We start from the raw sequence: 13,565 nt of genomic DNA, 5'->3' as shown, positions 1-13,565 counted from the left end.
CGGTTCGGAAAGTGAGTCGCTATTTTCCCGCCATCTTCTCTTCGTGGCATGTATCCATTCTGTCTCCCGCGAGCGCCCCTATCGCGGTTCTGAATACGAGCAACATTGCCTTCCCCCTCCAAAAAAATGAGTAATTCCCTTCATGGCTGAAATGAAGCTTCAGGAACTGAAAAATAAATCCCCGACCGATCTCCTGGCCTTTGCCGAATCGCTCGAGGTGGAAAACGCCAGCACGATGCGCAAGCAGGAATTGATGTTTGCAATCCTAAAGGTGCTGGCGAGCCAGGACGTAGAAATCATCGGCGAGGGCGTCGTCGAAGTTCTGCAGGATGGCTTCGGTTTCTTGCGTTCCGCGAATGCTAATTATCTTCCCGGTCCGGACGACATCTATATTTCTCCCTCCCAGATCCGCCGCTTCTCGTTGAAGACGGGCGACACGGTCGAGGGACCGATTCGCGGACCGAAGGAAGGCGAGCGCTACTTCGCGCTGCTGAAAGTCAACACCATCAATTTCGACGATCCGGAAAAGATCCGCCACAAGGTTCACTTCGACAATCTGACGCCGCTCTATCCGAACGAACGTTTCCGCATGGAACTCGACGTTCCCACGTCTAAGGATCTATCGCCGCGCGTAATCGATCTTGTGGCCCCGCTCGGCAAGGGCCAGCGTGGCCTTATCGTCGCGCCGCCGCGTACGGGTAAAACTGTTCTCCTTCAAAACATCGCCCATTCTATCACCGCCAATCATCCGGACTGCTATCTGATCGTTCTGTTGATCGACGAACGTCCTGAAGAAGTGACTGACATGCAGCGCTCCGTGCGCGGCGAAGTCATCTCCTCGACCTTCGATGAGCCGGCCGTGCGCCACGTTCAAGTCGCCGAAATGGTGATCGAAAAGGCTAAGCGCCTCGTCGAGCATGGCCGCGACGTCGTCATCCTGCTCGATTCCATCACCCGCCTCGGCCGTGCCTACAACACCGTTGTCCCGTCCTCCGGTAAGGTTCTGACCGGTGGTGTCGACGCCAACGCCCTGCAGCGCCCGAAGCGCTTCTTCGGTGCCGCCCGTAACATCGAGGAAGGCGGTTCGCTGACGATCATCGCGACGGCTCTGATCGATACCGGCAGCCGTATGGACGAAGTGATCTTCGAAGAATTCAAGGGTACCGGTAACTCGGAAATCGTGCTTGACCGCAAGGTTGCCGATAAGCGCATCTTCCCGGCGATGGATATTCTCAAGTCCGGCACGCGTAAGGAAGACTTGCTGGTGCCGCGTCAGGATCTGCAGAAAATCTTCGTTCTTCGCCGTATTCTTGCGCCGATGGGCACGACCGATGCGATCGAATTCCTGATCGACAAGCTCAAGCAGACGAAGAACAATCCTGATTTCTTCGATTCGATGAACACCTAGTTTCTTCGGAATTTCTACTGTCGCAAGTTTGACGGCAGTAAATAGTGTTATGATCGGGCCGCTCTTTGCGGCCCGATTTTGTTTTTGATGTATCGAATGTCAGATGCCATAAGCGTTTGAGCAATCGATTCGGATGCGGTTCAATCTCATGTTGACGACAAACGCAACAATCTATGCACTTTCCAGCGGAGGATTGCCGTCTGGAGTTGCAGTCGTCCGTATCAGCGGAAATCGCGCCTTTCATGCCGTTACGTCTCTGGCTGGCCCCCTTCCAACGCCTCGAAGTGCTGCGCTTAAAACGATTCGGACTCGTAACGGTCTTATTATCGATCGCGCTCTTGTTCTGATTTTTCCCGGTCCCGCCTCCTTTACAGGTGAGGATTGCGCGGAAATCCATGTCCATGGCGGCAAGGCCGTGGTGAATGCGCTTCTCGATGAACTTTCGAGTTTCGAAAATTGTCGTCTGGCGGAGCATGGTGAGTTCTCGCGACGAGCGCTCGAGAACGGAAAGATGGATCTGGTTGAGGTGGAAGGCCTTGCAGACCTTATTACCGCCGAAACCGAGATGCAGCGGCGGCTCGCGATGGAGCATGCTGCTGGTGGATTGTCCGAGCTCTATAATGGCTGGGCGGATCGACTAACGCGCGCGCGTGCTCTGATCGAGGCGGAGCTTGACTTTGCCGATGAGGATGACGTGCCCGGCTCCGTATCGGATATGGTCTGGGCGGGCATGCAGCAATTGCACCTCGAACTATCTGACCATCTGGCTGGCGCCGATCTCGGTGAGATCATCCGCGATGGGCTGAAGGTGGTGATTGCGGGCCCTCCGAATGTTGGCAAGTCCAGCCTGATGAACGCATTGGCAAAGCGCGAAGTGGCAATCGTCACGGACATTGCCGGAACCACGCGTGACGTGCTGCATGTCGATCTGAATATCGAGGGCTATGCCGTCAAGCTTTACGATACCGCCGGGCTTCGAGAGACCGAGGAGATCGTCGAGCGTGAAGGCATTCGACGCGCGCTGCGGACGGTCGCCGATGCGGATCTTGTCTTGTCTCTCGCGGAAATAGGAGAAGCCGCACAGAGAAGTTTTCCGGGGTTCGCAGGCAAGGTGCTGACTATCGGAACAAAATCTGATATTCACCCCGGTATTCACGATGGCTACGATGTGGTGATATCAGCCACGACCGACGTCGGTCTGGCTGAGCTCCATGAGCTTCTTCGGCAGGATTTGCAGGAGCGTTCGGGAATGCTGTCCTTGGCTCTGCCAAGCCGGTTGCGTCATCGCACATTGCTGACCGATAGTTTTCATTCATTGGGGGCGGCGCTCGCGTCAGGCGATCGAGGTCTAGATATCAGAGCGGAATACCTGCGGCAGGCGGCCACGAGTTTAGGACGCATAACCGGGCGCGTCGATGTCGAGGATCTCCTGGATGTGATCTTCTCGGAATTTTGCATCGGCAAATGATTCACGTGAAACAGAGAGCGGCATGCTCTCGCTAAACGTTTCACGTGAAACCTTCTTGACTCCTGAAATTGGTGTGCCAAACAAGCGGCACGACCGAGGATTTGATGATGTTCGATAAAGCGTATGATGTGATCGTTGTGGGCGGTGGCCATGCGGGAACGGAAGCTGCAGCGGCGTCCGCGCGCTTAGGTGCACGCACGGCACTCGTCACGCATAAGCGCGAGACGATCGGCGTGATGTCCTGCAATCCCGCGATTGGCGGGCTTGGCAAGGGACATCTGGTTCGAGAAATTGATGCCCTTGATGGTCTCATGGGCCGCGTCGCCGATGCAGCTGGCATTCAATTTCGCATGCTCAATCGCAAGAAAGGCCCGGCAGTGCGCGGCCCGCGCACACAGGCTGATCGTAAGCTGTATCGCCTGGCTATGCAGGCGGAGATTGCCGCCATCGACAATCTCGATATCATAGAGGGCGATGCTTTCGATCTAGCTTTCGACCACGGCCGTGTGTCTGCCGTAATCTTGAAGGATGGGCGTCATATTGCGTGTGGAGCGGTTGTCCTCACAACAGGTACCTTTCTCCGCGGTCTCATTCACATTGGCGATAAAAAGATACCGGCAGGTAGAGTGGGAGAAGAGCCCTCTATCGGGCTTTCCAACACGTTGCTCCGACACGGACTTGCTCTAGGTCGTTTGAAGACTGGAACCCCGGCTCGGCTCGATGGCACGACCATTGACTGGAGCGCTGTGGGACGTCAGGGCGCGGATGACGATCCCACCCCCTTCTCCTTCTTTACGGATGCCATTGTGAATCCGCAGATCGAATGCGGTGTTACCCGCACGACGCCGGAAACCCATAGAATTATCGCTGAAAACCTGAAGCGCTCCGCGATGTATTCAGGGCAGATTGAAGGCGTCGGCCCCCGCTATTGTCCCTCGATCGAAGACAAGATTGTCAAGTTTGGCGAGCGGGATGGTCATCAGATTTTTCTGGAACCGGAAGGCTTGGACGATAGCACTGTCTATCCAAACGGCATATCCACCTCCCTGCCCGAGGACGTCCAGGAGGAATTCATCAGGACCATTCCGGGCCTGGAACGAGTTCGCATCCTTCAACATGCTTATGCCATCGAATATGACCATGTCGATCCGCGAGAGTTGAAGCTCTCCCTTGAGGTGGAAAAGATTCCTGGTCTTTTTCTGGCCGGCCAGATCAACGGAACAACAGGCTATGAAGAGGCTGGCGCCCAAGGGCTCGTTGCAGGATTGAATGCTGCACGTCTAGCTGCTGGTGGCAAGGCAATCGAGTTCAGCCGAACCGAATGCTATATCGGGGTAATGATCGACGATTTGACCTCGCGAGGGGTCGCGGAACCCTATCGCATGTTTACATCGCGGGCGGAATATCGCTTATCGCTGCGAGCCGACAATGCAGATGTGCGTCTGACGCCGATGGGTCTCGCGATAGGCTGCGTTGCTTCATCGCGGGCGTCGCGTTTTGCACGGTATATAGAGCGCCTTGAAGAGGCTCGCAGTCAGCTGAAGAGTTTGACGGTGACACCAAACGAAGCTGAAAAAGTCGGTATCCACCTAAACAAGGATGGCCAGCGACGTTCGGCCTATGAGCTTCTTTCTCATCCAGGTCAGTCTGTCGAAAATCTCTCGCGCGTCTGGCCGGAGTTGCGGTCGCTGGAGCGAAAGACTATCGAGGCGATTGAAATCGAGGCGGCCTATGCCGTTTATATGGATCGTCAGACCGCCGATATTGTTCAGGCTCGGAGGGAAGAAGAGCGGGCCATCCCAGCTGAATTCGACTTCTCCACTGTTTCCGGCCTATCTAACGAACTGAAGCAAAAGCTTGCGGCTGCCCGGCCAAAGAATATCGCCCAGGCTTCACGCCTTGACGGAATGACGCCGGCTGCAATCTCATTGCTACTAGCTTATCTGAGGAAGTTGGGCGCAACCGAAGAACAGAAGCTCGTTTCCTGACATTGCAAGGTTAGAGAGTCTACAGCATGGAATTGAACGGGGTACGTGTTTCACGTGAAACACAGGAGCGGCTGCAGCATTTTGCGCAACTGTTCCAGAAGTGGGCCAAGACCATCAATCTCGTCGCACCGTCAACCATCGATGATCTATGGCGTCGCCATATTGCAGATAGCGCCCAGATTTTTCAGCTTCATCCCAAAACGGAACATTGGGTCGATTTGGGAAGTGGCGGTGGGTTTCCGGGCGTGATAACGGCGATTCTGCTGGCAGAAAAAGGCGCCGGCCATGTCGATTTGGTGGAGAGCAATCAGAAAAAAGCTGCCTTCCTGCGCGTCTGCCTACGCGAGTGCGAAGCCCGCGGCGCGGTTCATGCCATTCGTATTGAAGACGTGCCTGCAGCCATTCAGAATTGCGATGTCATCTCCGCGCGGGCTCTTGCGGAGCTTGAGATATTGCTGGACTACGCGGAGCCTTGGCTCGAGCGCAACGAAAATCTGCGGCTTTTGCTGCACAAAGGCCGGGATTACGAGCGGGAGCTACAGAAAGCCCGTGGTCGTTGGCAATTCGATCTGGTAAAACATCTGAGTGTCGTTGAGCGAGATTCTGTGATTTTGGAACTCAGTCAGCTTCGACGCCTGATTTAACCATAATTGGATATGCGGCAGATGATCGGCGAACGAAACCGGATTATTACCATCGCAAATCAAAAGGGCGGCGTCGGCAAGACGACGACGGCAATCAATTTGGCGACAGCTCTTGCCGCCATCGGCGAGCGTGTGCTGATCGTTGATCTCGATCCACAGGGCAATGCCAGCACCGGTTTGGGTATCGAGCGGCGCGATCGCAAATTGTCCTCCTATGATCTGCTGGTCGGTACTCACGGCATCATGGATACGGTGCAGGAAACGGCCGTACCGAATCTCTTCATCGTTCCATCGACGATGGATCTACTTGGAATCGAGATGGAGATCGCGCAACAGTCGGATCGAGTCTTCAAGCTGCGCCGTGCGTTGAACGCGCCGGATGCCCTCTCCTTTTCTTATATTCTCGTTGATTGCCCGCCATCGTTCAATCTTCTAACGATGAACGCCATGGCCGCTGCCCATTCCGTTTTGGTGCCGTTACAATGCGAGTTCTTCGCGCTGGAAGGCCTCAGCCAATTGTTGGAGACGGTTGATCAAGTTCGGCGCACGGTCAATCCGTCGCTGGATATTCAGGGAATCGTATTGACCATGTTCGATTCCCGCAACAATCTTGCGCAGCAAGTGGTGAGCGACGTGCGGACCCATTTGGGCGAAAAGGTCTACCATACGTTGATTCCGCGCAACGTGCGCGTGTCCGAGGCCCCTTCCTATGGCAAGCCGGCCATTCTTTATGATCTGAAGTGTGCAGGCAGCCAGGCCTATCTCCAGCTGGCTTCCGAAGTCATTCAAAGAGAGCGGCAGCGGAAAGCTGCCGCCTGACATTAGTATTTGTTTCAGGGTGAGTATCGGCGATGAATGATGATCTTTCGAAGCGGCGCCTCGGGCGCGGACTGGCAGCTCTGATTGGGGAGATGGATCAGCCGACGCCCGTGGATGCAAGCCGACCGGCAGTCAATCCGGACCGGTTGGTCCCGATCGAATTCATTAGCCGCAACCCGCGCAATCCGCGCCGCTACTTCGATGAGACTGAGCTGCATGATCTCGCCAGTTCCATTCGCCAGCATGGCATCGTCCAGCCGGTCGTGGTTCGTACTGTTTCCACCGATCGTTATGAAATCATCGCCGGTGAGCGACGCTGGCGGGCGGCACAGCTTGCCGGGCTGATCGAAATTCCGGTGATCGTCCGGGATGTCGACGATAAGACCGCGCTTGAAATCGCCATCGTGGAAAATGTCCAGCGTGCGGACCTCAATCCTTTGGAGGAAGCGCTCGGTTACGAGCAACTGATTGCCGAACACGGCTATACGCAAAACGATCTCGGCGAGATCATCGGCAAGAGCCGCAGCCATGTCGCCAACTCTCTGCGTCTGTTGAAGCTTCCCGATCCGGTGCGCGATATGCTTGCCGCGGGCTCGCTTTCTGCCGGCCATGCCCGTGCCCTAGTTTCGACCTCCGATCCGGCTGCGCTGGCACGGACCATCGTTTCGAAGGGCATGTCGGTTCGCGATGCCGAGCGTCTCGCGCAGCACGATATCAAGGCACAGAATGATCCACGTCCCGCCGGCGCGCGCAGGGATGAAAAGGACTCCGATACGCTGGCGTTGGAACGCACGCTGTCCGATACTCTCGGGCTGGATGTCTCGATCAATCACCGCGGCAATGGCGGTCAGGTGAAGATCAGCTATAAAACGCTGGAGCAGCTCGAGGAAATCTGCCGGCTCTTGGAACGTCGCTGATATAGAGAAACTGCAATAATAACAGCGTGTTAGCGCAGATTTTGCCTTTTACCGAGCTTCTGCGCTCGCTTGATTCCCGTGAAACATCAGCCCTTGCGGGCTGACTGGAGTGTAGTCGCAAGCAGCGTCTGCGTTGCGATCGTGTCCTCAAGGCTGGCGCGCTGACGCGTCTGCAGAACGGCCGCTTGCAGCCTGTTCATTTCGCGGGCGATGGCCGGAGCGCTCCAGCTCTTCAGAGCCTGTTCGATTACCGGCTTTCGCCTAAAATGAAGATGGCGCCCGTGTGTCTGCATGACCTGAGCGGGCGCTAGGCGCTTTTCATCCATCTCAGCCCGCATGGTATCAAGCATCTGAAACTGCCTCAGGCAGCCTTGCAGTACGAGGAACATCGGCGTCTTGGACGAGGCGATTTTCTGCATGGCATGCAGAAAGGCTGCAGAATCCCCTTTCAGGATGGCATCCACAGCGTCGTCGGTGGAAATGGCGCTGGCATCGCCAATGATTTCGATCACATGCTCTTCCTCGATCGTCCCCTGCCCGCGGCAATAAAGCGCGAGCTTGCGCACTTCGTTGCGCGAGGCGATCCGGTCACCACCGAGAAGTTCGAGCAGAGCCTGGCGGGCAGCGGGCGAGATGCGCAGGCCTTCATTTGCCAATTCCGTGTCGATCAGATTGTTGAGCGCCCTTGCATCATCGGCATAGCAAGGAATGGTCGCGACTGATCGGGCTGGCTCTGCCACCTTGCGCAATCCCGATCCCTTCTTGAGATCGCCGGCTTCGACGATGACAAAACTGGCATCGGGCGGATTGTCCGCGATAATCTGCAGGGCATCGACCAGCGCCTTCTCGTTGGCCGCACCGCGGATCCAGACGAGCTTTTCACCGCCGAACAGGCCGATAGCGTTGACTTCGTCGAGAAGACGCCCCGGGTCATTTTGCAGGTCGCCGACGTCGAGCTTGATAAGGGAAAATGCGTCCTTGAGATCGACGCCCGTCTTAGCGGCAATCTGCGCCGCGCGTTCGGAAACGAGACCGCGATCCGGACCATAGATCACGAAGATCCGGTAGTTGCGCGCGGCATTTTGCAGGAATCCGTCAAATTCATGAGACTTGATTTCTGCCATGCCGCGCTCTCTATAAGCGGCTGAGCGCAGCGCCGATGTCGGCTGCGACCATCTCGGAGACTTCGCGGGCCGCACGGTCTTCCGAATCACGGATTGCGCGCTGCTTGGCGAATTCCTGCGTGGGGAAATCGACCAGCGAAGTCACCGAACGGCTACCGGACTTGATGACCTTACCGGTGCCGATCTCCCTCAATGTGAAGGAGACGGTCACAGTCGTGCGGCCTGCGGCGGACGTACTTGAAGACGGAAGATAAAGCACGCCGCCAGTGCCGGAGCTGACGCTCAGATCGACATTGTATTTTGGCGTTTTCGTCTCGCCTGCACCACGCCCAGCGATGAAGATCAGCTGGTTGCGCACCTGAAGACCGACGCGCGAGCCGACGTCGGAGAAGGAAACTTCCGACAGCTTCTGCGTCACGCCGGTGCTGACGGCATAGAGCGGTCGAACCTGACACGCAGACAGGAGGCCGGCAACGGCTACCAGAGACGCAACGCCGGCCATGCGGGCGAATTTGAAAAGTCTATCAGACGACAATGTTTACGATCCTCTGTGGAACGACGATGATCTTCTTTGGCGCCTGACCATTCAATGCGCTCGTAACGGCATCCAGGGCGAGCACGGCCTGTTGAACGGCATTCTGATCTGCGTCGCGCGCGATTGTCAATTCAGCGCGCTTCTTGCCGTTGATCTGAACGGGATAGACGATCTCATTCTCGATGACGAGCGTCTCATCATAAACGGGCCATGGGCTGGTCGCGACCATGTTGACGTTGCCGAGCGCAGCGGAGCATTCTTCAGCCAGATGCGGCGTGATCGGCGCGACGAGGGCAATCAGAATTTCCACGGCTTCACGAACGGCAGAGCGATAGGCGCCATCCGTCTGGCCGGCCGCGACCTTGCCGAGCGGTGCCGCCAGCGCATTGACGAATTCATAGATGCGCGCCACGGCCTTGTTGAAGGCGAGCTTGTCGTAATCACCCTGAACTGCCTTCAGCGTGCGGTGAGCAATCTGCGAAATCGCCAGGCCCTCACCTTCCTTAGCCGGCGCAGATTCGACCGCCTTCAGGACATCGGCAGCTTCGGACACCAAGCGCCACATGCGTTGCGTGAAACGATGCGCGCCCTCGACACCAGCTTCCGACCAAATGACGTCGCGATCGGGCGGCGAATCGGACAGCACGAAGAAGCGTGCTGTATCCGCGCCATAGGAGGCGATGATATCGTCGGGGTCGACGACATTCTTCTTCGATTTCGACATCTTCTCGATCGAGCCGATGGCGATGTCCTCGCCCGTCGACAGCAGAGTAGCGCGGCGCTGGCCGTCCACTTCCTCGATCTTGATATCGGCTGGCGACACCCATTCGCGCGTGAGGCCGCTTCCGCGGCTATAGGTTTCGTGCACGACCATCCCTTGCGTGAACAGGCCCTTGAAGGGTTCTTTCACGTCAAGATGGCCGGTTTCACGCATCGCGCGGGTAAAGAAGCGCGAATAGAGCAGGTGCAGGATCGCATGCTCGATGCCGCCGATATACTGATCGACGGGCAGCCAGTGATTTGCGGCCTTCGGATCTGTCGGCTGGCTTTCCCAGGGGGCGGTGAATCGGGCGAAATACCAGCTCGAATCGACGAAGGTGTCCATCGTATCGGTTTCACGGCGGGCATCCTTACCGCATTGCGGGCAGGCGACGTGCCGCCAGCTTGCGTGCCGGTCGAGCGGGTTGCCCGGCTGGTCGAAAGTCACGTCATCGGGCAGCTTGACCGGCAGATCCTTCTTCGGCACCGACAGCACGCCGCAGTCATCGCAATGGATGACCGGGATCGGGCAGCCCCAATAGCGCTGTCGGGAGATGCCCCAGTCGCGCAGACGGAAATTCACCTTGCGCTCTGCCTGCGGTATGTTGCCGAGATACGTTTCGGAGAGCTTCGTCGCCACCGTCTGGAAGGCTTCCTCGGTGCTCATGCCGTCGAGGAAACGAGAATTGATCATCACGCCGTCACCATCATAGGCGATGTCCCCGACGGTAAAGCTTGCTGCATCACCATCCGCGGGCATGACGACGGGAACGACAGGCAGGCCGTATTTACGGGCGAAATCCAGGTCGCGCTGGTCGCCCGACGGGCAGCCGAAGATGGCGCCTGTGCCATAATCCATCAGCACGAAATTGGCGATGTAGACGGGCAGCTCCCAAGACGGATCGAAGGGGTGACGGACGCGGATGCCAGTGTCCATGCCCTTCTTCTCGGCGGTTTCGAGTGCTGCCAGCGAGGTGCCAGCACGGCGGCATTCCTCACAGAAGGCCTCGATCGCCGGATCCTTGGCCGCCGCTTCCTTGGCGAGCGGATGGTCGGCCGAGATCGCCAGGAAAGAGGCGCCGAACAGCGTGTCCGGACGGGTCGTGTAGACGGTGATCTCGCGATCGCTATTCGGAGCTGTTTCGGTCACGATTTCCCAGCGAACGGTCAGGCCCTCGGAGCGGCCGATCCAATTCTTCTGCATCAGCCGCACTTTTTCCGGCCAATGGTCCAGCGTATCCAGGGCATCCAGCAGTTCCTGGCTGAACTCGGTGATCTTGAAGAACCACTGCGTCAGCTCGCGTTGCTCGACGAGCGCCCCGGAACGCCAACCCCGGCCGTCGATAACCTGCTCATTGGCGAGTACAGTGTTGTCGACCGGATCCCAATTGACCTTGGACTTCTTGCGATAGACCAAACCCTTTTCCATCATGTCGATGAAGAGCATCTGCTGGCGATGATAATAGTCGACATCGCAGGTCGCGAACTCGCGGCTCCAATCCAGCGACAGGCCCATGGCCTTCAGCTGGGTGCGCATCGAGGCGATGTTCTGGTAGGTCCATTCCTTCGGATGCACCTTGTTGTCGCGTGCGGCGTTTTCCGCCGGCATGCCGAAGGCGTCCCAGCCCATCGGATGCAGCACGTTATACCCGCGGGCGCGCTTGTAGCGGGCAACGACATCGCCCATGGCATAGTTTCGCACATGGCCCATATGGATGCGGCCCGACGGATAGGGAAACATCTCTAGCACGTAATATTTCTCACGCGGATCGGCATTGTCTGTCACGAAGACCTTCTCTTCGTTCCATTTTTCCTGCCAGCGGGGCTCGGCGTCGCGCGGATTATAACGTTCGCTAGTCATCTGTTCTTGTATTCCGGAAAATCATGGGGATTAAGGCGTGACCTTCACCACGAAACCACCCAAGCGTCAAGTTTAGCAGCCGCAGCAAGTGCCTTATCTTGCAATGCAAAGCCGGATTCGGTCGCATTCGCCCTTGGCAAAGCCTGCGAGCCTCATTACTGCAAAGTTTGAGAAGCAAGCCAAATATCGAGACGAAAAGATGGAACTTCAAGAGCGCCTGGACGAAGTCCGTTCCCATATCGCGGCTGCCGAGCGTCAGGCCGGCCGAACTGCCGGTTCCGTGCAGCTCGTTGCTGTTTCCAAGACCTTCGATGCCGATCAGATCCGCCCGGCGATTTCGGCCGGCCAGCGGGTGTTTGGCGAAAATCGCGTGCAGGAGAGCCAGGGCAAGTGGCCGGAGCTGAAGGCCGAGACACCCGGGATCGAGCTGCATCTGATCGGGCCGCTGCAATCGAACAAGGCGGCCGATGCCGTGGCGCTTTTCGACGTGATCGAAACCATTGACCGGGAAAAGATCGCGCGAGCCATTGCCGATGAAATGAAGCGCCAGGGCAAGAGTTTGCGGCTCTACGTCCAGGTCAATACCGGCCTCGAGCCGCAGAAGGCGGGTATCGCGCCTGACGATACGGTTGCTTTCGTCGACCTCTGCCGCAAGGAACTCGGGCTTTCGATCGAGGGCTTGATGTGCATTCCGCCGGCCGACGAAAATCCGGGGCCGCATTTTGCCCTGCTTGCAAAACTTGCCAAGCAAGCCGGCGTCGACAAGCTCTCCATGGGCATGTCGAGCGATTATGAAATTGCAGTTGCCTTCGGTGCGACCAGCGTTCGCGTCGGCTCGGCGATCTTCGGGGCGCGATAAATCTTTTCGCTTTTCTTCGAATCGCGAAAACGCTCTGTCTTTTATTTTTACGCGGTTCCGGACGCAAAACCGCTTCGCACTTTTGCTGGAACTGCTCCAGGCTGAAAAAGCCCTGGCCGTTACTTTTTCTTGCGTTGTGCGGGATGGACGAGGTGGCGCAGCTGCACCATCGCCATCGGTGTCGACAGGCTTGCTGAATCGACAGCGAGCGTCAGCTCATTGCTGCCGCGTTTGACGGCCCGTGCAAGCACCTCGAAGACGCTCGCCGTCGTCAGCTGCAATGCCCGCTCCTCATCCATTCCTGAAAGCAGGCGCGACAGGAAGACGGCCGACAGGAGATCGCCGAGTCCATTCGGCGCGCCTTCGACGCTGCGATGCTCAGCAAGCAGGGCGTTTCGGCCGCTCAGATAGAGGTTCCCGATACCACCGGCCATCATCGGAACGGCAGACGTCACCAGCATGCGCGACGGTCCAAGCGCGAGGGCCGCCTCCATGATGGCGTTGTTATCCTCGAGCGGCGCTCCCGCCAGCCAGGCAAGCTCATAACGGTTCGGCGTTGCGAGTGACGCCAGTGGGATCAGGTGGTCGCGGATCGCTTCCGCCGTCGCCTGCGGCACATAGAGCCCGCCGGCATCGCCGATGACAGGATCGCAGGCATAGAGAATATCCGGGTTTTTCTCCCGCAGCGCCGTCACCAGCCGTGCGACGGCGTGCGCCTGGGCGGCATTGCCGAAGTAACCCGATAGCACCGCTTTGACCTCGGAAAGCCAGGGTGCGGTGATGAGGTCGTCAATCGCATGGTCGAAATCGGTTTCGTTGAAGGTCAGCCGCGTCGAGCGGCCATGGCCGGGGTGCCACGGCAGAACGATGGTCGGCAGCGCCCAGACCGGATGGCCGAGCGTTTCCAGCGCAAAAACTGCAGCACGATTACCCACCGACCCCCGAACGACATGGCTGGAGATGACGATAACTGCGCCGGCCGACACTTGCGACATGATGTTTGCTTTCGGTTCAGGGCTTCAAACTGCAATGGCGCCAGTTGATGATCCCTTTCGCGGCACTCTGTCAACCGCCCTTCACAGTGTCATGAAAACCTCTGTTGACGAGTCGATTCCGCCAGTTTCTTGCCGATCGAGCCTGTTTTTCATCAAGATCGCCGTTTTCGGCAAGATTTTTGAAAAAA

At 57.5% G+C, this 13,565-nt stretch carries 11 protein-coding genes; 7 read left to right on the top strand and 4 right to left on the bottom strand.

The window, feature by feature from the left end:
• The first annotated feature begins 142 nt into the window (after window positions 1–142).
• From rho to ACYJRZ_RS24715, 6 genes are all read left to right on the top strand, one after another.
• Window positions 143–1,408 (top strand): transcription termination factor Rho, encoded by a 1,266-nt coding sequence (rho, locus tag ACYJRZ_RS24740; RefSeq protein ID WP_004127423.1) that lies wholly within the window; start codon window positions 143–145, stop codon window positions 1,406–1,408.
• A 148-nt stretch (window positions 1,409–1,556) separates the two neighbouring features.
• The gene (mnmE, locus tag ACYJRZ_RS24735; protein WP_459463489.1) at window positions 1,557–2,876 is read left to right on the top strand and encodes a tRNA uridine-5-carboxymethylaminomethyl(34) synthesis GTPase MnmE; all 1,320 of its coding nucleotides are present in this window, start codon (window positions 1,557–1,559) and stop codon (window positions 2,874–2,876) included.
• Window positions 2,877–2,983: 107 nt separating this feature from the next.
• On the top strand, window positions 2,984–4,864 hold the full coding sequence (gene mnmG, locus ACYJRZ_RS24730; RefSeq protein WP_459463547.1) for a tRNA uridine-5-carboxymethylaminomethyl(34) synthesis enzyme MnmG: 1,881 nt from the start codon (window positions 2,984–2,986) through the stop codon (window positions 4,862–4,864).
• A 26-nt stretch (window positions 4,865–4,890) separates the two neighbouring features.
• Window positions 4,891–5,508, top strand: coding sequence for a 16S rRNA (guanine(527)-N(7))-methyltransferase RsmG (gene rsmG, locus ACYJRZ_RS24725; RefSeq protein ID WP_459463487.1), 618 nt, complete (start codon window positions 4,891–4,893; stop codon window positions 5,506–5,508).
• Window positions 5,509–5,529: 21 nt separating this feature from the next.
• Window positions 5,530–6,327 carry a ParA family protein gene (locus tag ACYJRZ_RS24720; protein WP_459463485.1) on the top strand — a complete coding sequence of 266 codons (798 nt, stop codon included), beginning with the start codon at window positions 5,530–5,532 and terminating at the stop codon, window positions 6,325–6,327.
• 32 nt (window positions 6,328–6,359) lie between these two features.
• Entirely contained in the window at window positions 6,360–7,244 is an 885-nt protein-coding gene (locus tag ACYJRZ_RS24715; protein ID WP_459463483.1) for a ParB/RepB/Spo0J family partition protein, read from the top strand.
• A gap of 86 nt (window positions 7,245–7,330) precedes the next feature.
• Here ACYJRZ_RS24715 and holA read toward each other — a convergent pair whose 3' ends face one another.
• From holA to leuS, 3 genes are read right to left on the bottom strand one after another with little or no spacing between them, the layout of a single operon-like run.
• Window positions 7,331–8,368, bottom strand: coding sequence for a DNA polymerase III subunit delta (holA, locus tag ACYJRZ_RS24710; protein ID WP_459463481.1), 1,038 nt, complete (start codon window positions 8,366–8,368; stop codon window positions 7,331–7,333).
• 10 nt (window positions 8,369–8,378) lie between these two features.
• On the bottom strand, window positions 8,379–8,903 hold the full coding sequence (gene lptE, locus ACYJRZ_RS24705; protein ID WP_459463479.1) for an LPS assembly lipoprotein LptE: 525 nt from the start codon (window positions 8,901–8,903) through the stop codon (window positions 8,379–8,381).
• Complete coding sequence (gene leuS / locus ACYJRZ_RS24700; protein WP_459463477.1) at window positions 8,893–11,523, bottom strand: leucine--tRNA ligase; 2,631 nt, start codon at window positions 11,521–11,523, stop codon at window positions 8,893–8,895. The genes lptE and leuS overlap by 11 nt, the downstream gene beginning before the upstream one ends.
• A gap of 199 nt (window positions 11,524–11,722) precedes the next feature.
• Here leuS and ACYJRZ_RS24695 point away from each other — a divergent pair, with 199 nt between their 5' ends.
• Complete coding sequence (locus tag ACYJRZ_RS24695; protein ID WP_459463475.1) at window positions 11,723–12,382, top strand: YggS family pyridoxal phosphate-dependent enzyme; 660 nt, start codon at window positions 11,723–11,725, stop codon at window positions 12,380–12,382.
• A 119-nt stretch (window positions 12,383–12,501) separates the two neighbouring features.
• On the opposite strand, the gene pdxY is transcribed toward ACYJRZ_RS24695, so the two are convergent.
• Window positions 12,502–13,377, bottom strand: a complete 876-nt coding sequence (pdxY, locus tag ACYJRZ_RS24690) for a pyridoxal kinase PdxY (RefSeq protein ID WP_459463473.1) — start codon at window positions 13,375–13,377, stop codon at window positions 12,502–12,504.
• Window positions 13,378–13,565: the final 188 nt, after the last annotated feature.

Source organism: Rhizobium sp. No.120 (assembly GCF_054558365.1).
This window is presented reverse-complemented; position numbering and strand designations above follow the sequence as displayed.

Bases quoted from the DNA above. Each gene is read 5' to 3' on its own strand.
- rho (WP_004127423.1), top strand. From the start codon at position 143: ATGGCTGAAATGAAGCTTCAGGAACTGAAAAATAAATCCCCGACCGAT.
- mnmE (WP_459463489.1), top strand. From the start codon at position 1,557: ATGTTGACGACAAACGCAACAATCTATGCACTTTCCAGCGGAGGATTG.
- mnmG (WP_459463547.1), top strand. From the start codon at position 2,984: ATGTTCGATAAAGCGTATGATGTGATCGTTGTGGGCGGTGGCCATGCG.
- rsmG (WP_459463487.1), top strand. From the start codon at position 4,891: ATGGAATTGAACGGGGTACGTGTTTCACGTGAAACACAGGAGCGGCTG.
- ACYJRZ_RS24720 (WP_459463485.1), top strand. From the start codon at position 5,530: ATGATCGGCGAACGAAACCGGATTATTACCATCGCAAATCAAAAGGGC.
- ACYJRZ_RS24715 (WP_459463483.1), top strand. From the start codon at position 6,360: ATGAATGATGATCTTTCGAAGCGGCGCCTCGGGCGCGGACTGGCAGCT.
- holA (WP_459463481.1), bottom strand. From the start codon at position 8,368: ATGGCAGAAATCAAGTCTCATGAATTTGACGGATTCCTGCAAAATGCC.
- leuS (WP_459463477.1), bottom strand. From the start codon at position 11,523: ATGACTAGCGAACGTTATAATCCGCGCGACGCCGAGCCCCGCTGGCAG.
- ACYJRZ_RS24695 (WP_459463475.1), top strand. From the start codon at position 11,723: ATGGAACTTCAAGAGCGCCTGGACGAAGTCCGTTCCCATATCGCGGCT.
- pdxY (WP_459463473.1), bottom strand. From the start codon at position 13,377: ATGTCGCAAGTGTCGGCCGGCGCAGTTATCGTCATCTCCAGCCATGTC.